The sequence below is a fragment of the Sphingomonas sp. 22R3R2A-7 genome (assembly GCF_036856055.1).
Lineage (GTDB): Bacteria > Pseudomonadota > Alphaproteobacteria > Sphingomonadales > Sphingomonadaceae > Sphingomonas.
Genome location: NZ_JASPFR010000001.1, coordinates 3,721,350 through 3,743,101 on the forward strand (window position 1 = coordinate 3,721,350; position 21,752 = coordinate 3,743,101).

Sequence of the window (21,752 nt, forward strand, 5' to 3'; positions counted from 1 at the left end):
GAAGTCGGTTCGACCCCGCAGACGTTCGTTGAGGGTCGCGCGCATGGACTTGCGCCGATGCCGCTAGTTCTGACATGCTGCTCTGCACCATGGATTCCAACTGCATCCGGCATAGGGTGGTCAGAGGCGAGCATGTCTGTCGCTGCGAGGAGTTCCGACTGTGAATGACGACCTTCTAGCTTCGCTGCGAACCGCTCTGGCGATCGCCGATGCCGAGGCCGACCACATCGTAGGCGACCACATCGTAGGCGCCCACATCATGACGGCGATCATGATTCTCGAAGAGCGGGTCAAGGATGTCGACGACCGTTGAGATCCGGGACGGCCGTGGTTTCGCTTATCGTCTCGGCTGCGGTTCATCCGAACTAACCGCAGCATCACCAGGACGTCGGCACGACGATAGGTAGTCTCGAGCGTGCGTCGGCACGGACTAGAGTGCCGACGCGACGGTCATCAGGCGGCGTTGCGCATACCGGCGGATTTGCGCTGACCGCGCTTCCCGGGCTTGCGTTTGGCGACCTCGATCTCCGCCCTGCGATCGAGGATGCCCGCGAGATGCTTGGGGCCGACGAGGCAGCCTTCGAAGAGGAGAAAGTTCGATATCGCTTCGATGTCGCCGAAATACCAGTTTAGGAACGCTTTCTGGTGCGCGGCGGATTTGAAACGATGCCGAACGACCTCGCTGTTGCGCGTCACCAGCATCGCGAACAGCGTGATCTCGCGCGGATCGTCACCCTGGTTCATCATCACCGCGTTGCAGCTTTCAAGTGGACTCTGCGACCACGCGCGGGCGATCTCGGCTTTGACCGCGTCGATGCCGTCTTCCTCCGCGATCTTGCGCCATGCCGGCCATGAATCGCGTTGTTCGCCGAGCCAGACGCAGATCGCGGTCATTTCGGTCGCGGACTTTGGCTGGTACCACCAGAGCGGGGTCTTCATCACGCTGGTCGATTTCCGGGTCGCCATCGTGGTCATGATCAGTCGGACGGGGCCGGCGCCGGTGACCATGCCGAAGATCGTGCTGTCGTTGTCGTTGTCGTTCATTACGATGTCCTTCAAAAATTGCATGCTGCGCCGTCCAGCGGCCCGAATTTGAGCCGCCGGTGGCGAAAGCGTGGGGGGAGGGGAAAATGGAGTTTCTTCGTGCGGACGTGCACGAATTATTAACTTTTGAATCTGTATGATCGCTGGTGCGGCTGGTTATGAGTTTATCTCTTTTCCTCTCTCTCATGATCTACATGAGCACCGCCTCAGCGGGACTTAAAGGCGACTGCAGTAGCCCATCGGCGGCGGCCGCCGCCGTGGTGTCGGCCGATATTTTCGGCCGATCGCTTGAAATGCATCTACGCCGCGTGTGATGTAGGCCGCTATTCGTGAGATCGCGCGATGCGCTTCGAAGCGGCCGGGAGGCACGATTTCCTAGGTCGTGGAACTGCCTGCCTGGTGGGCGGCTGGTCCTGAGTTGGACAGCTTTTCCTCTCTTCATGTACCTTACGAACGGCGCTGTTGCGGTGACGCTCAGGGCGACCGATCTCGCCGGCGTGTTAGCCGGAACCAGTCGGCCGAAGCGATTGCAACGAGGCCGGAGGGGCATGTCGCAACGATGCATCGCCAATCACGGTTTTCGATCTGCGTGGTTAGGATCGCGGCGTCAGCGTTCAGGCCAGCAGGCGCATGCCGACGTCGCGGGACGTCGGCATGGTCTGGTCTTGATAAGGTAGGAGTATAGTTGCCCAGGGCTTAGGCGTGGCGAACGTCGCCACGATCTGCGACGTGCCGGGCAAGGCGCTATGTCGACGCCGCGGAGCTTATCCTGTCGTAGCTGGACGTCGCGGACCGACCTGGTTGCGGAGTTCCGTCGGGGTCCGCCGTCCCGTTTCGAGAGTAGCTCACCAAGGAGGCGGGCCGCTCATGCGACCTGCGGCCACGTTTCCGCATTGGTGTCGTGGGGCCGCTTTCGGGCGGCCGGTTTTGCCTTTCCAGCTAGAGGGAGAGGTTGCGACGCTTCATCTCCGCGAAGGCCACGTCGCCCAGTGGCGTGTGCGGCTCGGCCGAGAAGATGTCGGCGAGATCAAGCAGATCCTCGTTGTTGAGTGCCGAGATCGAAGCGTCGATCTCGGCAAGCTGCTTGCGCGCGCGCGCGCCATCCGCCGCCCGTTGTCTCATTCGAATCTTCAGCATCGCCTTCCCATAACAGAGAACTTTGAGGATCAGGTCGGGTTTCACCGTAGCCGCTCCAAATGAAAATGCGACAGACTGCCGACCTTAAGATCCGTAAACGCGGGATGGGCGATCATGACGGTCGGTACAGCCTCACCAGCCCGGCAGCGGCTGCCATACGTCGGGCGATACGCCGGTTGGCATGGGGCAGCCTGAGTTACGGGGGTGTGTGAATATCGCAGATGCTCGCACTCTCGTGCGGGTATTGCCGCCAAATGCAAAATGCGACGAACGCGACGAGGGTTCTTTGCCCGGGGTGTCCGCGGTGACGGATAAAGCTGGGGCTGATGAAAATCGGCCCCGGCCGATGGGACGGCCCGAAGGGCATCCGTCCTCGCCTCACTTCGAGAGGAGCGTATTCCATCTGACCTTCCTGACGCCGTCCGCTATCCGGTCCCAGTCGATGCAGGTGAAGTCGATCTGGTGGAGTTCGCGGTGGATCGTCCGGATCCGCGGTTCGGATCCATATCGGCTCCCGGTGCTCACGGGCGCGTGGCCGCAGATCTGATCCAGGGTGCGGTCGTTGAGCCCAGCGTCGTTGCCCTTCGCCTTGAAGGCGTGACGGAGGGAATGGAACACCAGACGGCGGTCGCCGGAGACGTGGCGATCGATGATGCGGTTGACCTTCTGGCTCGCCTCCTTCGTCCGTTTCCCCACGCTGTTCTCCTTCAGGTCGGGAAAGAGTTGGGTCTGGCCCAGCGCCGCGAGTGCGTCGACGTAGTCGAGAAACCCGAGTTCCACGAGCTTCTCGTGAACGGGCACGAGCCGGATCGAGTCCTCCGTCTTGACGCTCTTGTCGTCGGCATCCTGCTCGTCCGCATATTCGTCGATGTCGAGGTAGACGATGTCGCCGTCCCGGCGGACATCGGCGAGGGCCACCTGTCCGACCTCCTCGAGTCGCGCACCCGTGGTGATCGAAAGCAGGAAGATCCAGAACACGGTGGCGTCGCCGATCCGCGACGTGGTGTTCCACGCGGCCGCATCGACGAAGATCGGGCTCGCGCACAGCGTCGCGAGTTCGTGGTCCTCGAAGCTGCGCCGGTTGCGCCGCTTCTTGGTGTAGCCGACGATCCGGATGCCGCTGCCGGTGTTGATCGAGGTCCAGCGCTGCTGGAAGGCATAGGTGAGTAGCGCCTGGAGCGCGCCGACGCGCTTCTTGAGCGTGGGCGGGGCGCACTTGGGGTTGGCGTCCCCATGCTTCGCGACGCGCGCCGTGAAGGTCAGGGCCCGGTCCGCGCGGGGCATCGAGGCGGGAAGCTTCGCCGCCTCGTCGCGGTAGTCGTAGAGCATGTCGGCGTCGATCATCGATATGGTCGGGTCGCCAGCGAAGTCGATGAAGTCGTCGACCGCCGCCTCGTATTCGCCAGCTGTCTGGGGGCGGGGCTCGTTGCCTTCCTTCCACTCGCGGAACAGCGCCTTGAGACGCAGGTTCGGCCGCAGCCGCGAATTCGTCGCACGCGGCCTGTGACGGCTCAGGCGCGCCCGGTTCGCCTCCTCGTCGCCACAGCGCTTCTCGTCGACGACGTCCAGCAACGCCTTGGCGACGTCGTCGTCCGAGAAGCGCTCACCGCTCGGGTCGAACGCGCGGAGCCGCGCAGCCGGCCCGTCGAGGCAGCGCCGCCAGGCGCGCTCGGCGTGGTGCCAGCGCAGGCGGATCCAATTCGTGCCCGCCTGCTCGACATCGCCGCCATAGGACTCGGCGACCAGTCTCTCGAAGCGCGTCCTGTCGCCCAGCACGAGGTCCCAGTCGGTATTGGACGCGGGGCCCATGATCGCCGGCGGATAAATGTCGTCGACGTCGCTCGACTGCCGCGAGCCGGCGGCGGCATCGAGCTCCATGAAGGTCATCGCGAGTCGCTGGGGACCGGTGAGGCCGCCACCGGTCGGCGGCGCCTCGCACCATCGGCGCACCAGCGCTGCGGGCGTGGGGACGAGCGTGCCCTCGGCCATCCGGCGCCGGGCGTCAGCGAGCTTGGTCTCGAAGGCGGCGTTCTCGCGCGCGAAGCCGATCTTGGCGGCCGCGGGATCCTTGGTTCCGAGCGTCACCTTCACGACGGCCTTGCCGTCGAAGGCTGCCCGGAGCGCCTCGGGGACCGCGCGTCTGAAGTAGAGTTGGCCGGTGCGGGGGTCTGCGAAGGGGAGGCCATCGAGCTCTTTTTCACGTCGTTCTGTACCCATGTTCTGTACACATGGCGGGTAAAGATGACGTAAATCCGGCTATTTCCGTGGTTTATACGGAAATGGTGACCCCTACGAGAATCGAACTCGTGCTTACGCCGTGAGAGGGCGTCGTCCTAACCGCTAGACGAAGGGGCCGTGTAGTCGAGGCGCGCTCCTACGAAAGGGGCGGGCGGGCGTCAAGCGACTTGATGCGTAAATCGCGGATGGGACGTCGTTTTGGGCGGGATCGGCGGCGTAGGCCGCTGATCCCGCAGCGGTTCGGCGCGGTTGCCCCATCCGGCGCTGCCCGCGGCCACCAGGCGCGCGGTACGGTCGGATGGGGCACCCAAGGATCGTCAGGCCGCGACCTTCTTGCGCTCCGCCATCTCCGCGTTGAGCATCTCGGCAAGGAGGAACGCCATCTCGAGGCTCTGGCTGGCGTTGAGTCGCGGGTCGCAATGCGTGTGGTAGCGATCCGCAAGGCTCTGTTCGGTCACGTCGACCGCGCCGCCGGTGCATTCGGTGACGTTCTGCCCGGTCATCTCGATATGAATGCCGCCGGCATGCGTGCCCTCGGCGCGGTGCACCGCGAAGAAGCCGCGGACCTCGGCAAGGATGCGCTCGAACGGCCGCGTCTTGTAGCCGTTGGCGGCCTTGACGACGTTGCCGTGCATCGGGTCGCACGACCACACCACCGGATGGCCTGCGCGCGTCACGGCGCGTACCAGGCGGGGCAGCGCGGCTTCTATCGTGTCGTAGCCGTAGCGTGTGATCAGCGTCATGCGACCGGGGATGCGACCCGGGTTGAGCGTGTCGAGCATCCGCAGCAGCGCGTCGGGCTCGAGGCTGGGCCCGCACTTGATGCCGATCGGGTTGCCGATGCCGCGCAGATATTCGACATGGCTCGAGCCCTCGAACCGCGTCCGGTCGCCGATCCACAGGAAATGCGCGCTGGTGTCGTACCAGTCGCCGGTCAGCGAATCCTGCCGCGTCAGGGCCTGCTCATATTGCAGCAGCAGTGCTTCGTGGCTGGTGTAGAAATTGGTCTGCGCGAGCTGCGGCACGGTCTCGGGGTCGATCCCGCACGCCGCCATGAACTCGAGCGCCTCGCCGATCCGGTCGGCGGTCTCGGCATATTTCTTCGACCACGGGCTGCGGCCCATGAAGTCGTGCGTCCAGCGATGCACCTGGTGAAGATTGGCATAGCCGCCCTGCGCGAACGCACGCAGCAGATTGAGCGTCGCGGCGGACTGCGAATAGGCGCGGATCATCCGCTGCGGGTCGGGCATCCGCGATTCGGGCGTGAACGCGATGTCGTTGACGTTGTCGCCGCGGTAGCTCGGCAGTTCCACGCCACCGATCGTCTCGGTATTGGCGGAGCGGGGCTTGGCGAACTGGCCCGCCATGCGGCCGAGCTTCACCACGGGCAGCTTCGAGGCGAAGGTGAGCACCACCGCCATCTGGAGGATGACGCGGAACGTGTCGCGAATGTTGTTCGCACTATGCTCGGCGAAGCTTTCGGCGCAGTCGCCGCCCTGCAACAGGAACGCCTTGCCCGCTGCGACATCGGCGAGGCTTGCCGTGAGGTTGCGCGCCTCGCCGGCGAAGACGAGCGGGGGGAAGGTCGCGAGTTGCGCCGTCGCAGCGTCGAGCGCATTGGCGTCGGGGTAGAGCGGAAGCTGACGGGCTTCGTGCGTGGTCCAGCTGTCGGGGGCCCAGTTCGCGGCCATAATTGTTCGTCCGATTGATGAATTCGAGGCGCGGCCATGCGCCAAAACGCGTTTTTGCGCAACGAAGTAAAGCTATCGGGTGGTGGCAGCCGCGTCCGCACCGCGCGTTTGCGGCCAAATCGCATCGCGCCGGTTCAGTTCATCGCGGCTCGGTTGAGGCGCTGCGGAATTCGCAGCATTCTGAAGCGGGATAATGACAGATATGGGTCAGGAGAGGGGTTCTATTTTTCGCGCGAATTTGGCATGCCGTTCCGATGGATATCCCAATGCGTATCATCATTGCGTTGTCGATCATCGGCGCTGGCGTGCTCGTCGGCGTGCCGGTGCTGATCATCGCTGCCAAACGTCGGCGTCGCGTCAACCTGCGGCGGCGGGGTATCAAGGACTATAACCGGTCGAGCAACCGCGTCGCGGGCAGCTGATCGTCGATACGGCAACGGGCCTGCGCCGTGTGCCGCAAATGGCCTAATAGCCCGCCTGTAGATCGGCGACGTTCGTCATCGGTGCACCGGCGCGGAACGCCGCCAGGTTTTCCAGGAACAAGGCCGCGCCGCGCTTGAACATCGTCGTCTGGCTTCGGCCGGACAGATGCATCGTGAGAATGGTGTTCGGCGCAGACCAGAGCGGATGGTCGGCGGGAAGCGGCTCGGGATGCGTCGGGTCGAGAAACGCGCCGCCGATCGTCCCGGCTTCGAGCGCGGCGAGTAGCGCGTCGTCGTCGATCATGTCGCCGCGCGCGATATTGATCAGCCAGGCGCCTTTCCGGAACGCCGCGATCTCGTTCGCGCCGATCAGCGCCTTGGTATCGCCGGTCGACGGTGCGGCGAGGATGATCCAGTCATAGTCGCCAAGCCGTGCACGCCACGCATCGGGCGTGATCGTGCCGTCGCGGCCGGTACGCGTCACCCCCGTCACCGCTACGCCGAATGCCGCGAGTCGCTCGCCGATCATCCTGCCGATCGTGCCGTAGCCGATGACGAGCGCGCTGGTGTCCGCCAGCTCGACCTTGCCAGGCGCGTCCTTCAACCAGTCGCGACGATCCTGCGCGCGCACGACGGTGTCGAAGCGCTTGGCGGCAACGAGGACCCCCATCACCGCATATTCGGCGACCGTGACGGCGTTGATGCCCGCGCCGTTGGTCAGGATCGCACCGCGTTCGCGGATGACGTCGAGCGGGAAGGCGTCGAGACCGGCGTAGATCGTCGACACCCATTTGAGCTGCGAACCCGATGCGCGGATCGCGTCGGCGACCAGCTGGGTGGGCTGCATGTCGACCCATGCGATGTCCGCATCGGCGATCCCCGTCATCGCCTCGTCCGGCCTTGAGAACCACGTCACCGCGAGATCGGACGGGAGATGCGGCTCGAGCAGCGGGCGGGCGGCGGCGGGGAGGACGGCTTTCATCCGGCAAGACCTAGCGCGTTACCGGCGCGCGCCCAACAGCGATCCCGGCCGCACCGGCGCGGATCGTGGCGAATTCAGGCCAGCCGCCAGTCCCATTCGATCGGGTCGCCGTCCATCACCTCCACCCCGTCGGCGATCAGCGAGTCGCGGATCGCGTCCGATCGGGGAAAATCCTTGCCGCCCGCGCGGCGCGACGTTCGGCAAGGCGATCGCTGACGTCTTGCGCGTCGATCGTCGCCGCTGCCGGCCGGACGCGCAGATCCTCGCGGCGAGATCGTCACGAGATCGAGGCCGAGCACCGCATCGAAATCGGCGAGCGCGCTCAGCCGATCCGCGGGCGACAGGCGCTTGTCGGCAAGCAGTTCGTCGAGGATCGGCAGCGCGCGCGGCGTCGCGAGATCGTCGGATATCGCCGTATCGAGCCGCGACCGATAGTCCTGAAGCCGCGCGTCGACCCGCGCGTCGACCCGCGCGTCGGCCGGCGCGGCCGTGGACGCCGCGGCACGATCGCGCAGTGCCTGCACCGTCAGCGCAAGCCGCTTCAGTCGCGTCGTCGCGGCGACGAGGTTGTCCCACGAGAATTCGAGCTCGCTGCGATACTGCGCCTGCAGGCACATCAGGCGATAGGCGAGCGGGTGGAAGCCGCGATAGACCAGCGTCTGGAGCGTGGTGAACTGGCCACCCGATTTCGACATCTTGCCCGATCGTTCGACCAGGAAGTTGTTATGCATCCAGAGCGTTGCGCCGGTATCCGCGCATCCGCAATGCGCCTGGTTCTGCGCGATCTCGTTGGGATGGTGGATTTCGCGGTGGTCGATCCCGCCGGTATGGATGTCGAACCGGTCGCCGAGATACTGTTTGCTCATCACCGAGCATTCGAGATGCCAGCCCGGCGCGCCGCGGCCCCATGGCGAATCCCATTCCATCTGGCGGTTCTCGCCGGCGTTCGAGGTACGCCAGATCGCAAAGTCCTGCGGATGGCGCTTGCCCTCGACGGGGTCGATCCGGCTCTCGCCGGCATCGTCCTGCGACCGCGCCAGCCGGCCATAGTCGGGCACCGTGGCGGTATCGAAATAGAGCCCGTCGGCGAGCCGGTAGCAATGCCGGGCCTCGATCGCTTCGGCAAAGGCGATCATCTCGGCGATGTGATCGGTCGCGAGCGGGAATCGGGTCGGCGTCCGGATGTGCAGATCGGCGAGGTTGCGCTTGAACGCCTCGGTATAGTGGCGCGCGATCGCCCAGATGTCCTGACCCGTCGCCCGCGCGGCCGCCTCCATCTTGTCATCGCCCAGATCCGCATCGGACGTCAGGTGGCCGACATCGGTGATGTTGATGATGTGCGTGAGGCTGTAGCCTTTCCACGACAGCACGCGCGACAGCGTATCGGTGAAGACATACGCTCGAAGATTGCCGATATGTGCATAGTTGTAGACCGTCGGCCCGCACGAATAGATGCCGACATTGGCCGGATCGATCGGCGCGAATCGCTCGAGCTGCCGCGTCAGGCTGTTGTAGAGCGTGAGCGGCATGGCGGTTTCGTCGGCGCGCTCGATGGCGCGCTTCTCGGGGCGCTGGGCAGAAGGCTGGGCGGGGCTGGTCATCACCGGCTCTTAGCCTTGGCCCTGCGGTGTCGCAAACCCGCCAGCCGGGTCGGTGCATATGGTGGTTTGGCTTGAAACCCGCGGCACACGCTGTTAGGGGCTCCCGTTCATGCGGCGCGGACTTGTTCGCGACGGCGCTATCTATTCGTATCTATTCGACCGGAGCTTAACGGGTTTATGCAAATCATCGTCCGCGACAACAACGTCGACCAGGCCCTTCGCGCGCTCAAGAAGAAGCTGCAGCGCGAAGGCGTGTATCGCGAGATGAAGTTGCGCCGCCACTACGAGAAGCCGTCGGAAAAGCGTGCGCGCGAGCGTGCTGCTGCCATCCGTCGTTCGCGCAAGCTCGAGCGCAAGCGCGCCGAGCGTGACGGCGCACGGTAAGACCGGCCAGACGTATCGCCCGGCCCTCAGATAGGGTCGGGGCTTCACGGGGCGGCATTGGTCGCCCCGCATCGTTTCATTCACGGCACGCACGACGTCCGGGCGTGACCAGAAGACCCGGGGTCATCCGATGTCGACCGTCACCGCCGTACCGCTGCAGCCGGTGAAGCGCAGCTATCTCGTCTATCTCTGGCTCGGTATCGCGCTGGCGCTTATCGGCGCGGTCGCGCTCGCGCGCCAAGGTGACGACCCGCTGACGCGCAACGCCCGTGCAAAGGGCGTCGTCACGACCGCGTCGGGCCTTCAGTACAAGGTGCTGACCGCGGGCAAGCCCGGTGCGGCAAAGCCGACCGATGCCGACGTCGCGCTGGTCAATTACGAGGGCAAGCTGCTCAACGGCACGACCTTCGACAAGTCGCAGCAGCCGACCCCGCTGCCCGTCACGGGCGTCGTTCCCGGTTTTTCCGAAGCGCTCAAGCTGATGCCGAAGGGCTCGAAATACCGGTTCTGGCTGAAGCCGTCGCTTGGATATGGCGACAAGGCGAGCGGCCCGATCCCCGCCAATTCGACGCTGATCTTCGACGTCGAACTGCTCGACTTCCTGCCGCAGAGCGTCGTGCAGCAGATGCAGGCGCAGCAGCAGATGCAAATGCAGATGCAGGGTGCTCCCGGCGCCGGCATGCCAGGCGGCGGCGCTCCGGCTCCGCAGCCGCGCTGATCGCCACGACGGGGCGGCGTTCCACGCTGCCCCACGCTCGATGATGGTGTGATTCGATCGGCTCGGGCCGGCGCTGCGGCGTCGGCCCGGGCCGATCGTCGTTTGGGCCGTAGCGACGTGGATGACGATGCGGTTTGCCGGCGATCTACGGGGTTGCCGATGTCTGCGGGGTGGCGGCAAGCGCGTGCGGCTGTTCTGAGCACGCTGTGTCACGGATGTCCGAGCATCGCCGTGATAAGGGGAGGGCGGTAGTCGCCGTTGGCAGTTCGCATGGCGAAGCGCCCAAGGCCCTCACTGTGATCGTCTGCCGGATCTACAGCAGACAAAAAAATAGCGGCCCGAAGGCCGCTATTCCTTAGTAACCAAGCCTAGGCTTAGTTGCTGTCCGAATTGTCATCGCTGTCGGCAACGATCACGATGCCCGCGACAACTGCTGCAGCTGCCAGGACTGCGACGATGATGCCGCCGCCTGCCAGCTCGTTCTTCTTTGCCGATGCCGAACCGGTGCGAACCGACTTCGAAACCGAAAGGCTAGCTGCCGAATTTGCCGGTGCTGCCATGGCCGGAGCAACTGCCATCGTGGCTGCTGCTGCGGTCAGGATGTACTTCCCAAGACGCATGATGAACTCCCTTTGTGCTCGTCGCGTCAGGCAATGGCATGAAAGCCTGCCTGAGGCAACCGAGTATGCAAAACGATGTGGAAGCGCTCCACACTGTTGCGACAAGGCAACACGCCGTCGTCGCAACCTATGTATAGCCAATGCGGGTAAAGAAAGAATAGGCGAATTCAGAGATCGGCCGTGTTTCCCGACGAGGTGATCGCGGAACCGGTCTGAAGGAGCCAGGTCTGGTCGCCCTCAAGACCAAGCGCCGTCAGACGTCCGGTCGCATAGGCGCCCGTGTCTATTCCGATTCGGTGGGCCTTCGGGTCGACGGCTTCGGTGACGGTGTGGCCGTGGACGATCATCTTGGCGAGCGGACCGCGATGGTCGAGAAACGGGTCGCGGATCCATCGAAGGTCGGAGGACCGCTGATCCTCGAGCGGCGTTCCGGGCCGGACGCCGGCGTGGACGAACGCATAGTCGCCGATCGTGATCAGGTCCTCGAACGCGTCGAGAAAGGTCCGGTGCCTGGCCGGAACGAGCTGGCCGAGCCGTTCGACGAGCTCTTCATAGTCGAGCCGCTCATATTCTGCTGCGTCCATCCCGTAGCTCAGCACGGTCTCGCGCCCGCCGATCTCGACAGAATAACCGCAGCGCCTTGGGTTCGCCGTCGAGCGCGCCGAGGAAGATCTCTTCGTGATTGCCGAGCAGGAACCGGACATTCGGGCGAGCATCGGACAGCGTGATGAGGCGATCGATCACGCCCGCCGAAGCAGGGCCGCGATCGACGATGTCACCGAGGAAGATGACCGTCGTCTCCGCAGGACCACGCGCGGCATCGTCCGCCTCGATCTGCGCGATCAGATCGTCGAGCAGATCCGCGCAGCCATGGATGTCGCCGACGGCATAGACACGCTGGCCGTCCGGTATGGTCGACTTGGGCCCGCGGCCGGCGGGCCTGGTGTCCTTGGACCGAAAAAACTTCATGATCATAAAATAGCTATCCGTTGCGACGGGCCATAGGGCGTTACCGCAGCGGTCACAACGCACGCTGAACCGCTCGGTTCTCCGACTGCGCCAGTTTGGGTCGCCGGTCGCCGGGCGGGCACAAGATGGGTGGCGTGGACCGCCAAGCGCGGTAGGGAGGCGGTCATGTCTTCTATCCTGCGTCTGCTTCCCGCGCTGCTCGGTGCGGCGATCATCGGCCCGGTGTCCGCAATGGCGCCCGCAACGCCGCCAGCCGCCGAGTCGCCGCCACCCAAGGCGTTTTTCGAGGCCTTGCGCGCGGCCGACCTGCGACTGGCGACGATCGGATACCGGCTGACGTCCGCCAACGTCGCGCTGTGCGACCGGCGACAGCCACAGCTTGGCATGCCGATCCATGCGCTCAACCAATATGGCACCGACGCGCGCCCGAACGCGATGGCGGTCTTCGGGTTCGAGACGCTGATCGGGGTCGAGGCGGTCGTCCCGGGTGGCCCGGCGGCGCGCGCCGGGATCGCGGCAGGCGATTCGATCGTCGCGCTGGGGGACAGAAAGCTTCCGGCGATCGGCGCCGCGCAGGGGACCGAGACGCCGGCGGATCGCGACGCGGCCGAGGCGATCGTCGCGGCGCTCCCGACCGGACGGCCCGTGTCGGTGATGTTGCTGCGGGGCGGCAAGCCGCTGACGGTGGCGGTGCCCGCCGAGCCCGGCTGTCGATCGCGGTTCGAGATCCTGCTCGGGAGTGGTCTGGGTGCGAGTGCGGATGGCGCGGTCGTCCAGATCGGCGAGCGATTCTTCGAAGGCTATAGCGATGCGGAGATCGCGGTCGTCGTCGCGCACGAACTGGCGCACAACATCCTGCGGCACCGCGACAGGCTCGACGCGGCCAAGGTCAGTCGCGGGCTGACTGCCGAGCTTGGTCGTAATGGCCGGCTGATCCGCCAGACCGAGGACGAAGCCGACCGGCTTGGCGTCTATCTGCTGGCCAATGCCGGCTATGATCCGCGATCCGCACCGCAATTCTGGCGTACGAAGGGCGGCGACGTCGATGGCGGGCTTTTCAGGAGCCGAACGCATGCGTCGTCAAAGTCGCGCGCGACCGTGCTCGATGCCCTCGTGGCGGAAATCGGCGCCAACCCTGATCGGCCGGTCGTTCCGACGAGCCTGCTTGCGAGCCGCGATCAACCGTTGCGGTGAGGCGATCGGGCTGATGCGCTGGTAACGCGGCCGGCCGACCTCCCGACGGATGCAGCTGCCGTCAGAACAGACGGGGCGGGAGGATCGACCGGGTCGGTGGACACGAAATAGAACGGGCCGGAGTGATCCGGCCCGTTCGTGCGTCAGCCCTTCTTGCGCGCACGCTTCGGGTTGGCTGCGGCCTCGACGTCCTCGTCCTCGTCCGGCGTGTCCTCGCCGGCTTCGGTCAGCGCTTCGCCGAGCGCTTTCAGCTTGTCCTGCGACTTGTCCGCCTTTTCGGCAATCTTGGTCGTCGCGGTGCCCAGACGGTGGAGCAGCGCGTGAATACGATCCGCGTCGGGCTCACCCTTTTCGAGCTGCTTGCGCAGCGACGTGAGGTCGCGAAGGATGCCCTTTGCGCCCGGCGTATCGATATCGGCCAGTGCGGCCTCCCAATCCTCGACGATGTCCGCGCCCTTGGCGGGCTTGGTCGAATCGAGGCCGCGGTTGATCGCGTTCATCGTTCCTGCAAATTTCACAGCCATGATCTGTCTCTCCGGTGCCACTCGCTGGCGCTGCTCAACGCCGGGCAGAGACACTAATGTCCTGACTTCCTAGGCAATCTCGATCAATATCAGGCGGATTAGCGGCTCAGCTCGTCGTGAGCGCCTCGGCGATCTTTCCGGCGAGCCGGCGTGCGACCTCGGTCTTGTCGAGCCGCTCCCAGCTTTCGACGCCATGCGCGGTGACGATGTGGACGGTGTTGGCATCGCCGCCCATCACGTCGCCCGATACGTCGTTGGCGACGATCCAGTCCGCGCGCTTGCGGGCGAGCTTCGCGGTGGCATGCTCGATGACGTGATCGGTCTCCGCGGCAAAGCCGACGACGAGCGCGGGGCGGCGTGCACCCTGCGCGACGGTTGCAAGGATGTCGGGGTTTTCCGAGAGGTTGAGCGTCGGCGCTGCCATACCCTTCTTGATCTTCAGCCCGGCGGCATCGACGCGCCAGTCGGCGACCGCCGCGACCATCACTGCGGCGTCGGCGGGCAGAGCAGCGTCGACCGCGGCGGCCATCTCGCGCGCGGTCTCGACGTCGACGCGCGTCGTTCCCGGCGGCGTCGGGAGCGTGACCGGGCCAGCGATCAGCGTCACGCGGGCGCCGAGTGCCGCCAGCGCGCCGGCGATCGCGAATCCCTGCCGTCCGGACGAACGGTTGGCGATATAGCGGACCGGGTCGATCGGCTCGTGCGTCGGCCCCGCCGTGACGAGGACGTGTCGCCCCGCCAGCAGGCCGGTGGCCATATCGGGCGCCGCACGCTCGCCGAGCGCCTGCTCGATTGCATCCGCGATCGCCTCGGGCTCGGGGAGGCGACCCGGACCATATTCGCCGCACGCCATCGGCCCCTCGTCGGGCGCCATCACGGTGATCCCATCGGCGCGAAGCTGCGCGACGTTGCGCTGCGTGGCCGGGTGCGTCCACATCCGCACGTTCATCGCGGGGGCCGCGAGCACCGGCTTGTCGGTCGCGAGCAGCAGCGTGGTCGCGAGGTCGTTGGCGAGCCCGCTGGCCATCCGCGCGATCAGGTCGGCGGTTGCGGGTGCGACGACGATCAGGTCGGCCTGGCGGCTGAGCTGGATATGGCCCATCTCGGCCTCGTCCTTCAGGTCCCACAACGTCGTATAGACCTTGTCCTCGCTCAGCGCGGCGAGCGTCATCGGCGTGACGAAATGATGGCCCGCTTCGGTCAGCACGCAGCGGACGGCATGGCCGCGCTTGCGGAGCAGACGGACCAGTTCGCTCGCCTTGTAGGCGGCGATCCCGCCACCGACGATGAGGAGAATGCGCTTCATGGCGACGATCCCTAGCGGATTATGCGCGTCACCGTAATGCGGCGCGTGTCCATCGCCGCGACGATCAGGTCGCGCAGGCCGTCGACCGCGAAGACGAGTCCGAGCAGGAGCAGCGGGGTGACCATCAGCACCCAATAGACATGGTCGCTGCGTGCGCAGACCGCGATGAGCACGACATAGCCGCCGATCGTCGCAACTGCGCGCGACGCGGTCGGATCGCGCCATGCCGTCCAGCCGAGCGCGCTCACGACGAGGATCGCCGACGCGAGCCATGGCCACGTCAAGGTCAGCGCGGTCGACAGCGACGCGAGACGCAGGAAAAAGCCCAGCCCGAGCAAGCCGAACCACCCGTTCGACTGGGCATCGAGCGGTTCGAGGATCCGTGCGACCGCCTGCGCATGCGCGGCAAGCGCGACGCCGAAGATCAGGATCGCGGCGATCCATCCCGCCGCTTCCCGACGCTGGCCGTCGATAAACGCCGCAGCGGCCATGATCGCGACATAGAGCAGTGCGGTTTCGCGCAGGAGCATCGCCGACAGCCCCAGCGCGACCGATGCGGTCCACTGGCCCGGACGCCGGAGCGCGAGCGACAGCGCGATCAACGGCCCCGCCCAGGTTTCATGGAACACGTCGAGACCGGGCTGCACATTGACCACCATCGCCGCGATCAGCGTGGCACCGGTCAGCGCCAGAGGCGGCCAGCGCGGCGCGATGCGTCGCACGCGGATGATCCAGGCGGCCGCGGTGCCCAGACACAGCAGCCATAGCATCATCCGGACGACGAGATGCGGCAGCATCGCCTGGACCATGGCGAGCGTCGGCAGCCGCACGGTGAAGAAGGGCTTGAGCGGATAGCCACCCGCGCGGTGAAGCTCGGCGACGACGGTGTAATAGGGTTCGCCGTGGCGGACGCGGTCGATCACGGCGTGGTAGAGGGTCATGTCGGTCTGATCGCCGACCCGGGTCGCGAGCGAGGGGAGGACCGGCGGGCCCATCACCGCGAGGCAGGCGAGCAGCAGGACGAGCACGGCGAGGTACATCTGCGCCCGCGCCTGCGGTAGTCCGGCAAACCGGGTCGGGCCGGCGAGCCATAATCCCGAGCGCTTGCGCGTGTTCATCGCGCGCGCGACTCAGCCGAACACGAGCGTCGACGCGACGCCGGCGGCGGCGGCGAGGATCGCGACGAGCGCGTAGCGCCAGCCACCGCCGATCCGGATGACTTCGATCTCGCGCAGCGGCATCGTCGGGGGCGCGCCGCCCGGCGCAGGATAATGCGCCTCGATCCGGCGGACGAGCTCGGGCAGCCGCGTCAGCGTCTGGACATCCGCGATCAACCGGTCGGCGATCATCGCCTCTGGGCCGAGTTCGCCGCGGATCCAGTCGCGGACGAACGGCTCGGCGGCTTCCCACAGGTTGATGTCGGGGTTGAGGCTCGTCGCCACGCCCTCGACCATCACCATCGTCTTCTGAAGCAGCAGCAGGTGCGGCTGCGTCACCATGTCGAAATCGCGCGTGATCGAGAACAGGCTGTCGAGCATCATCCCGATCGACATGTCCTTGACCGGCAGCCCGCGCATCGGCTCGCCGACCGCACGCAGCGCGGTGGCGAATTCGGCGACGTCGTGATGCGCGGGGACATAGCCCGCTTCGAAATGGATCTCGGCGACGCGTTTGTAGTTGCCCGTGATCAGGCCGTAGAGGATCTCGGCGAGCCAGACGCGCGCGCGCCGGTCGATCCGCCCCATGATGCCGAAATCGATCGCGGCGATGCGGTTGCCGGGCAGCGCAAACAGGTTTCCCTGATGCATGTCGGCATGGAAGAACCCGTCGGCGATCGCCTGGCGCAGGAACGCGCGGACGAGCGTCTGCGCGAGGCCCGGTAGGTCATAGCCCGCGGCTACCAAGGCCGCGCGATCGGACAGCTTGATGCCGTCGATCCATTCGATCGTCATGACCTTGTTGGTCGAGCGCGCCCAGTCGATCGCGGGGATCATGAAGTCGGGCTCGGCGGTCATCCCCTCGGCGAGCTCGGAGGCGGAGGCGGCTTCGCGGCGGAAGTTGAGTTCGCGCAAGGTCCAGCGCTTGAACGTCTCGATCGTCAGCCGCGGGCGCAGCCGCATCGCCTCGGGGCTGAGCGCCTCGAGTTGCGCGGCCGCCCAGCTATAGGTGTCGATCGCGCGCGCGAAATCATCCTCGACACCGGGACGGAGGACCTTGACCGCGACCTGGCGTCCGTCGGTGGTCACCGCGCGGTGGACCTGCGCGATCGACGCGGCGCCGACCGGGACCTGCTCGATGCGCGAGAAGAGCGTCTCGAGCGGCTTGCCGAAGCTTGCCAGCATCGCCGCCTCGATCGTCGCATAGGGGACGGGGGAGAGCTGGTCCTGCAACCGGAGCAGGTCGTGCGCGGCTTCCTCGCCGACGAGATCGGGGCGCGTGGCGAGTGTCTGGCCGAGCTTGATCGCAGCGGGGCCGATCGCCTGGAATGCGTCGGCATAGCGCGGCACCGCGGGGACGCGCGCGCCGAGCCTGGCGATCCGCGCGAGGCGACGGACGGGAGCGGGTGTATTGGGATCGCGCTCGATCCCGCGCAGCGCGCCGTGGCGGGCGAGGATGCGGCCCCATTTGAAGAGACGCCAGATGTGCGTGGTCGAGGCGGTCACAGTCCGTGTGCGCCGGAGATAGAGATTGGTTCACGCGAAGGCGCGAAGCCTGTCCTGAGCTGCGCCGAAGGGGCGCGAAGAGAAGTCAGAATGGGTTCGCGCGGAGGCGCGGAGGCGCGGAGGGGGTGCGCCTCGCCGCGGCTGCGGCTCTTCATCATCAGCGAGAGATTGGAAATGCGCTGTCGCGCGGACACAGCCCTTACTCTCCGCGTCTCCGCGTCTCCGCGTGAAACCCTCTTCGCGCCTTCGCGCCTTCGCGTGATCACTAGATCTTCCAGCCCGAGTGGATCGCGACCAGACCGCCCAGCAAAGGCTCGACCTTGGTCTGCACGAAGCCCGCATCCGCGATCATGCCCTTGAACTTGGGCATGTCGGGGAACCGGCGGATCGACTCGATCAGATAGCGATAGCTGTCGGCATCCTGCGCGAGCAGCTGCCCGAGCTTCGGGACCATCTTGTGCGAATAGGCGTCATACACCTCGGCGAAACCGGGCCACACCGTCGTCGAGAATTCGAGGCAGTAGAACCGCCCGCCGCGCCGCAAAACGCGGTGCGCTTCACGCAGCGCCTTGGGGATATCGGTCACGTTCCGAATCCCGAACGCGATCGTGTACGCGTCGAAGAACCGGTCGGGGAAGTTCAGCGTCTCGGCGTTCGCCTCGGTCCAGACCAATCCGTCGAGTCCGCGCTTCTGCGCGCGCTCCATGCCGACTTCGAGCATCTGCGGGTTGATGTCGGCGACCGTGATCGAGGCGCCCGACGGCTCCATGCGGAACGCGATGTCGCCCGTGCCGCCCGCCATGTCGAGAATCTGCTCGCCCTCGCGCGGTTTCACGCGGCGGACGAAGCGATCCTTCCACAGCCGGTGCATGCCGCCCGACATCGCATCGTTCATCAGGTCGTATTTGGATGCGACGTTCGAGAAGACGCCACCGACGCGGGCGGTCTTTTCGGTGGCGGGGATGTCTTCGTAGCCGAAGGAGACGGTGTCTGGCGTGAGAGCAGCCGGGGCGCGATCAAGTCGTTCATATGCTGCGCTCTAGCCGCGCCTTGTGGCGCGGGCAAACGCAACCTAGCTGCAAATCGTGCCAGAGTTACCAGAAGTCGAAACCACCGTGCGCGGGCTGGAGCCTGTGCTGAAGGGCCAGCGCCTCACCTCGGTCGAGCCGCGCCGTGCCGACCTGCGCAAGGCGATCCCGGTCGATCTGCGTCAGCGGATGACCGGGGCGACCGTCACCGCGCTCGGCCGCCGCGCGAAATACGGGCTGATCGACACCGATCGCGGGGATACCCTGGTGTTCCATCTCGGCATGTCGGGACGCTGGCGAGTCGATCCGAGCGAACTGCTCGCGCATGATCATTTGCTGATCGGAACGGCTGCGGGGCGGGTCGTCGCGCTCAACGATCCGCGACGCTTCGGCTTTCTCGATCTCTGGGCGACCGACGATATCGCCAACTATCCCCCGTTCCTGAGCATGGGGCCCGAGCCGCTCGGCCCGGATCTGACCGGCGCGTATCTGCTCGACGCGCTCGAGGGGCGCGGCGCGTCGATCAAGGCGATGCTGCTCGATCAGCAGATCGTCGCGGGGCTCGGCAATATCTATGTGTGCGAGGCGCTGCACATGGCGAGGATCGCGCCGAGCCGTGCGGCGGGGCGGATCTCGCTGTTCCGGCTCGACCGTCTGGTCGAGGCGATTCGCGCGGTGCTGACCGCCGCGATCCTCGCCGGGGGCTCGTCGCTGCGCGATTATGTCAGGCCCGACGGCGAACTCGGCTATTTCTCCAAGCAGTGGCGTGTCTATGGTCGCGAAGGCGAGCCGTGCGAATGCGGCGCGGTCGTGCGGCGGCGTACGGAGGGCGGGCGCTCGACCTTCTGGTGTCCCCGCTGCCAACGCGGCTGATCGAAGTCGGTTGACGATTCGGCGCGGAGTGGCTAGGGCCGCGGCTTCGAGAGGGCGTAGGAGCAATCCGGCGCCCCTTTTCATCATTCGAACATCCAGAGGGCTTCATGGCGAACACGCCGCAGGCGAAAAGCGTATCCGTCGCAACGACCGTCGCGCGGAAGTGAACGGCAACCGCGTCGGCCGTATCCGTACCTTCATCAAGAAGGTCGAGGCCGCACTGGCTTCGGGCGACAAGGGCGCAGCGACCACCGCACTGGCCGCGGCACAGCCTGAGCTCCAGCGCGGCGTCGCCAAGGGCGTGCTGCACAAGAACACCGCGAGCCGCAAGTTCGCGCGTCTGACCAAGGCCGTGACCGGGCTCGCCTGAGCGAACCGTCACTGCTGCGTAGATCACCCGCCGGGGTTTCTCCGGCGGGTTTTTTGCGTCTGCGAAGGGAACCGATCGCGTGGTTGCGCAACCCTAGGATTCCCCGCGATTCGAGTGGCGCGACGTCAAGCCGCACCAAGCCATAAAACGCAAAAAATGCGTAAACACAGCCACTTATAAAAATATCGACGCATTTCCGGGGGTTGATCAAGTCAACCCGCTTTATTTCGAAAATGTGACGTGCGTGGGCCTTGCTACACGGGCCGATCGCTTCATAACTGCAACCCGCAGCGGCGGTGAATCACGGACGTGGATCACCACCGCGCGGGCAATAGGGCGAAGATGCCGGGCGGTCTAAATGGCTGTCGCGGGGTATCATTTTCTGTCGGGACTATATCACCAGCGTGGCTGTCGCGCGGGGTCGGAGAAGCGTGCGCGTGACGAATTTGCGAGGATCGACCGTGCATGCGACCGAGGCCGAAAAGGCCTGGGGCCGCGTGCGTGCGTCGTTGCGCGAATCCGCGGGCGCGCGGCTGTTCGAGCAATGGCTGAAACCCATCGAGTTGATCCCGAGCGAGGACAGCGATGCGATTCGGCTCGCGCTGCCCTCGGCGTTCATGACCAACTGGGTCCGCAATCACTATGCGGACCGGCTTGCGCTCGAATTCCGCCAGATCATGCCGCAGGTCCGCACCGTGCAGATCGAGACGCGCGCACCCGGCCCCGCGCCGGTCGTGCTCGCGATCGTCCCCGATGAGCCCGCACCGCAGGCTGTACCGGCTGTCGAGGCGGAGGATGCCAGGGCGGAGTCGGAGTCGGGGACGAAGGCGAATGCGGCATCGAAACCCGCCCCCGCGCCCGTCGTCGAGCCCGCCCAGGCGTCGTTGAAGTTCGGCGTCGACCCGGCGCTGAAGCCGGCGGCGTCCGCCGCCGATACGATCGCGGCTCATCTTCCCGAGCGCCCGCCGCTCGATCCGCGCTACACGTTCGAGCGCTTCGTCGTCGATCCGTCGAACAAGGTCGCGTTCAACGCCGCCAAGGTGCTTGCCGAGCCGGGTCCGGTGCGGTTCAGCCCGCTGTTCCTGCATAGCGACACGGGGCAGGGCAAGACGCATCTGATGCACGCGATCGGCCACGCGTTTCTCGCGGCGAACCCGCGCGCGACGGTGCTGTGCATGTCCGCCGAGCGGTTCATGTATGATTTCGTCGCCTCGATGCGCGCGCGCGACACGCATGCGTTCAAGCAGCGCCTGCGCGGCGCGGACCTGCTGCTGATCGACGATCTCCAGTTCATCGCCGGCAAGGACGCGACGCAGGAAGAATTCTTCCACACGGTCAACGAGATCATGGCGGCGGGCAAGCGGCTGGTGATCTCCGCGGATCGTTGCCCGCAGGCACTCGAGGGTGTCGAATCGCGGATCATCAGCCGGATGGCGGTCGGTCTCGTCGCGGACATCAAGGCGCCCGATCTCGAACTGCGCCGCACGATCCTCGACCGCAAGCTGGTCGACCTCCCCGACATGCGCGTGCCCACCGATGTGCTCGACCTGCTCGCGAGCCGGATCCATGCGAACATCCGCGAGCTCGAAGGCGCGCTCAACCGCGTCGTCGCCTATGCGCAGCTGACGGGCGACACGATCGACCTCGATTTCGCCGTGGCGACATTGGGCGAGGTGCTTCGCGGCGCGCAGAAGCGCGTGACGATCGACGAGATCCAGAAGCTTGTGTCCGCGCATTTCGAGCTGAAGCCACTCGACCTGATTTCGGCGCGGCGCGCGCGCGCGGTCGCACGGCCGCGGCAGATCGCGATGTATCTCGCCAAGCGGCTGACGACGCGGTCGCTGCCCGAGATCGGCCGGCGGTTCGGCGGGCGCGATCACTCGACGGTGATCCATGCGGTTCGCAAGATCGAGGAACTGCGCGACCAGGACCGCGATATCGACGCGGCGGTGCGTGTGCTGATGCGCGAACTCGAGGGCTGAGGCCGG

21 protein-coding genes, 1 tRNA gene and 1 pseudogene are annotated in these 21,752 nt (G+C 66.0%); 8 read left to right on the forward strand and 15 right to left on the reverse strand.

The features are described from left to right. The first annotated feature begins 160 nt into the window (after nt 1–160). Nucleotides 161–313 (forward strand): hypothetical protein, encoded by a 153-nt coding sequence (locus tag QP165_RS17880; protein WP_333996647.1) that lies wholly within the window; start codon nt 161–163, stop codon nt 311–313. A 140-nt stretch (nt 314–453) separates the two neighbouring features. Here the strand turns inward: QP165_RS17880 and QP165_RS17885 are convergent, their stop codons facing one another. From QP165_RS17885 to QP165_RS17905, 5 genes are all read right to left on the reverse strand, one after another. Continuing rightward, entirely contained in the window at nt 454–1,044 is a 591-nt protein-coding gene (locus QP165_RS17885) for a hypothetical protein (protein ID WP_333996648.1), read from the reverse strand. 939 nt (nt 1,045–1,983) lie between these two features. Beyond that, the gene (locus QP165_RS17890; RefSeq protein WP_333996649.1) at nt 1,984–2,226 is read right to left on the reverse strand and encodes a hypothetical protein; all 243 of its coding nucleotides are present in this window, start codon (nt 2,224–2,226) and stop codon (nt 1,984–1,986) included. Between the two features lie 333 nt (nt 2,227–2,559). Continuing rightward, nucleotides 2,560–4,398 (reverse strand): site-specific integrase, encoded by a 1,839-nt coding sequence (locus tag QP165_RS17895; RefSeq protein WP_333996650.1) that lies wholly within the window; start codon nt 4,396–4,398, stop codon nt 2,560–2,562. Nucleotides 4,399–4,461: 63 nt separating this feature from the next. Beyond that, nucleotides 4,462–4,536 (reverse strand) — tRNA-Glu (locus QP165_RS17900). Between the two features lie 200 nt (nt 4,537–4,736). Next, complete coding sequence (locus tag QP165_RS17905; RefSeq protein WP_056021738.1) at nt 4,737–6,110, reverse strand: class II 3-deoxy-7-phosphoheptulonate synthase; 1,374 nt, start codon at nt 6,108–6,110, stop codon at nt 4,737–4,739. Between the two features lie 266 nt (nt 6,111–6,376). On the opposite strand from QP165_RS17905, the gene QP165_RS17910 reads away from it, so the two are divergent. After that, nucleotides 6,377–6,532: a hypothetical protein gene (locus tag QP165_RS17910; RefSeq protein WP_156350430.1), complete on the forward strand. Its 156-nt coding sequence runs from the start codon at nt 6,377–6,379 to the stop codon at nt 6,530–6,532. Between the two features lie 43 nt (nt 6,533–6,575). Here QP165_RS17910 and QP165_RS17915 read toward each other — a convergent pair whose 3' ends face one another. Together QP165_RS17915 and cysS are read right to left on the reverse strand one after the other, a co-directional pair. Continuing rightward, nucleotides 6,576–7,514: a D-2-hydroxyacid dehydrogenase gene (locus tag QP165_RS17915; RefSeq protein WP_333996652.1), complete on the reverse strand. Its 939-nt coding sequence runs from the start codon at nt 7,512–7,514 to the stop codon at nt 6,576–6,578. A 74-nt stretch (nt 7,515–7,588) separates the two neighbouring features. Then, nucleotides 7,589–9,115, reverse strand: coding sequence for a cysteine--tRNA ligase (cysS, locus tag QP165_RS17920; protein WP_333996653.1), 1,527 nt, complete (start codon nt 9,113–9,115; stop codon nt 7,589–7,591). A 177-nt stretch (nt 9,116–9,292) separates the two neighbouring features. On the opposite strand from cysS, the gene rpsU reads away from it, so the two are divergent. Beyond that, nucleotides 9,293–9,499: a 30S ribosomal protein S21 gene (gene rpsU, locus QP165_RS17925; protein WP_031394635.1), complete on the forward strand. Its 207-nt coding sequence runs from the start codon at nt 9,293–9,295 to the stop codon at nt 9,497–9,499. A gap of 130 nt (nt 9,500–9,629) precedes the next feature. After that, a complete protein-coding gene (locus QP165_RS17930; protein ID WP_333996654.1) occupies nt 9,630–10,217 on the forward strand; it encodes an FKBP-type peptidyl-prolyl cis-trans isomerase in 588 nt (195 codons plus the stop codon). Nucleotides 10,218–10,591: 374 nt separating this feature from the next. Here the strand turns inward: QP165_RS17930 and QP165_RS17935 are convergent, their stop codons facing one another. The 3 genes from QP165_RS17935 to QP165_RS17945 form a co-directional block, all read right to left on the reverse strand. Next, nucleotides 10,592–10,837, reverse strand: coding sequence for a hypothetical protein (locus tag QP165_RS17935; protein ID WP_056021748.1), 246 nt, complete (start codon nt 10,835–10,837; stop codon nt 10,592–10,594). Nucleotides 10,838–11,004: 167 nt separating this feature from the next. Further along, entirely contained in the window at nt 11,005–11,421 is a 417-nt protein-coding gene (locus QP165_RS17940) for a hypothetical protein (protein ID WP_333996655.1), read from the reverse strand. Then, a complete protein-coding gene (locus tag QP165_RS17945; protein ID WP_333996656.1) occupies nt 11,402–11,806 on the reverse strand; it encodes a metallophosphoesterase in 405 nt (134 codons plus the stop codon). Before QP165_RS17945 ends, QP165_RS17940 begins: the two co-directional genes overlap by 20 nt. 165 nt (nt 11,807–11,971) lie before the next feature. Between QP165_RS17945 and QP165_RS17950 the strand changes: the two genes are divergently transcribed. Next, nucleotides 11,972–13,000 (forward strand): M48 family metallopeptidase, encoded by a 1,029-nt coding sequence (locus QP165_RS17950; protein WP_333996657.1) that lies wholly within the window; start codon nt 11,972–11,974, stop codon nt 12,998–13,000. A gap of 143 nt (nt 13,001–13,143) precedes the next feature. Here QP165_RS17950 and QP165_RS17955 read toward each other — a convergent pair whose 3' ends face one another. The 5 genes from QP165_RS17955 to QP165_RS17975 all read right to left on the reverse strand — a co-directional run bounded on the left by QP165_RS17955 (nt 13,144) and on the right by QP165_RS17975 (nt 18,457). Next, nucleotides 13,144–13,524, reverse strand: coding sequence for a hypothetical protein (locus QP165_RS17955; RefSeq protein WP_200916257.1), 381 nt, complete (start codon nt 13,522–13,524; stop codon nt 13,144–13,146). 106 nt (nt 13,525–13,630) lie between these two features. Then, complete coding sequence (coaBC, locus tag QP165_RS17960; protein ID WP_333996658.1) at nt 13,631–14,830, reverse strand: bifunctional phosphopantothenoylcysteine decarboxylase/phosphopantothenate--cysteine ligase CoaBC; 1,200 nt, start codon at nt 14,828–14,830, stop codon at nt 13,631–13,633. Between the two features lie 11 nt (nt 14,831–14,841). Next, nucleotides 14,842–15,948 carry a hypothetical protein gene (locus QP165_RS17965; protein WP_333996659.1) on the reverse strand — a complete coding sequence of 369 codons (1,107 nt, stop codon included), beginning with the start codon at nt 15,946–15,948 and terminating at the stop codon, nt 14,842–14,844. Between the two features lie 12 nt (nt 15,949–15,960). Further along, nucleotides 15,961–17,493: a 2-polyprenylphenol 6-hydroxylase gene (gene ubiB, locus QP165_RS17970; protein ID WP_333996660.1), complete on the reverse strand. Its 1,533-nt coding sequence runs from the start codon at nt 17,491–17,493 to the stop codon at nt 15,961–15,963. Nucleotides 17,494–17,758: 265 nt separating this feature from the next. Then, complete coding sequence (locus tag QP165_RS17975; RefSeq protein WP_333997065.1) at nt 17,759–18,457, reverse strand: class I SAM-dependent methyltransferase; 699 nt, start codon at nt 18,455–18,457, stop codon at nt 17,759–17,761. Between the two features lie 121 nt (nt 18,458–18,578). On the opposite strand from QP165_RS17975, the gene mutM reads away from it, so the two are divergent. The 3 genes and pseudogenes from mutM to dnaA all read left to right on the forward strand — a co-directional run bounded on the left by mutM (nt 18,579) and on the right by dnaA (nt 21,746). Beyond that, nucleotides 18,579–19,394, forward strand: coding sequence for a bifunctional DNA-formamidopyrimidine glycosylase/DNA-(apurinic or apyrimidinic site) lyase (gene mutM, locus QP165_RS17980; RefSeq protein WP_333996661.1), 816 nt, complete (start codon nt 18,579–18,581; stop codon nt 19,392–19,394). Nucleotides 19,395–19,501: 107 nt separating this feature from the next. Continuing rightward, nucleotides 19,502–19,764: pseudogene (rpsT, locus tag QP165_RS17985) on the forward strand (30S ribosomal protein S20). A 437-nt stretch (nt 19,765–20,201) separates the two neighbouring features. Beyond that, nucleotides 20,202–21,746: a chromosomal replication initiator protein DnaA gene (gene dnaA, locus QP165_RS17990; RefSeq protein ID WP_333996662.1), complete on the forward strand. Its 1,545-nt coding sequence runs from the start codon at nt 20,202–20,204 to the stop codon at nt 21,744–21,746. Nucleotides 21,747–21,752 lie beyond the last annotated feature (6 nt).

Excerpts from the sequence above, each read along its gene's own strand:
- QP165_RS17885 (WP_333996648.1), bottom strand. The coding sequence starts at position 1,044 with ATGAACGACAACGACAACGACAGCACGATCTTCGGCATGGTCACCGGC.
- QP165_RS17895 (WP_333996650.1), bottom strand. The coding sequence starts at position 4,398 with ATGGGTACAGAACGACGTGAAAAAGAGCTCGATGGCCTCCCCTTCGCA.
- QP165_RS17905 (WP_056021738.1), bottom strand. The coding sequence starts at position 6,110 with ATGGCCGCGAACTGGGCCCCCGACAGCTGGACCACGCACGAAGCCCGT.
- QP165_RS17910 (WP_156350430.1), top strand. The coding sequence starts at position 6,377 with ATGCGTATCATCATTGCGTTGTCGATCATCGGCGCTGGCGTGCTCGTC.
- QP165_RS17915 (WP_333996652.1), bottom strand. The coding sequence starts at position 7,514 with ATGAAAGCCGTCCTCCCCGCCGCCGCCCGCCCGCTGCTCGAGCCGCAT.
- cysS (WP_333996653.1), bottom strand. The coding sequence starts at position 9,115 with ATGACCAGCCCCGCCCAGCCTTCTGCCCAGCGCCCCGAGAAGCGCGCC.
- rpsU (WP_031394635.1), top strand. The coding sequence starts at position 9,293 with ATGCAAATCATCGTCCGCGACAACAACGTCGACCAGGCCCTTCGCGCG.
- QP165_RS17930 (WP_333996654.1), top strand. The coding sequence starts at position 9,630 with ATGTCGACCGTCACCGCCGTACCGCTGCAGCCGGTGAAGCGCAGCTAT.
- QP165_RS17935 (WP_056021748.1), bottom strand. The coding sequence starts at position 10,837 with ATGCGTCTTGGGAAGTACATCCTGACCGCAGCAGCAGCCACGATGGCA.
- QP165_RS17940 (WP_333996655.1), bottom strand. The coding sequence starts at position 11,421 with ATGGACGCAGCAGAATATGAGCGGCTCGACTATGAAGAGCTCGTCGAA.
- QP165_RS17945 (WP_333996656.1), bottom strand. The coding sequence starts at position 11,806 with ATGAAGTTTTTTCGGTCCAAGGACACCAGGCCCGCCGGCCGCGGGCCC.
- QP165_RS17950 (WP_333996657.1), top strand. The coding sequence starts at position 11,972 with ATGTCTTCTATCCTGCGTCTGCTTCCCGCGCTGCTCGGTGCGGCGATC.
- QP165_RS17955 (WP_200916257.1), bottom strand. The coding sequence starts at position 13,524 with ATGGCTGTGAAATTTGCAGGAACGATGAACGCGATCAACCGCGGCCTC.
- coaBC (WP_333996658.1), bottom strand. The coding sequence starts at position 14,830 with ATGAAGCGCATTCTCCTCATCGTCGGTGGCGGGATCGCCGCCTACAAG.
- QP165_RS17965 (WP_333996659.1), bottom strand. The coding sequence starts at position 15,948 with ATGAACACGCGCAAGCGCTCGGGATTATGGCTCGCCGGCCCGACCCGG.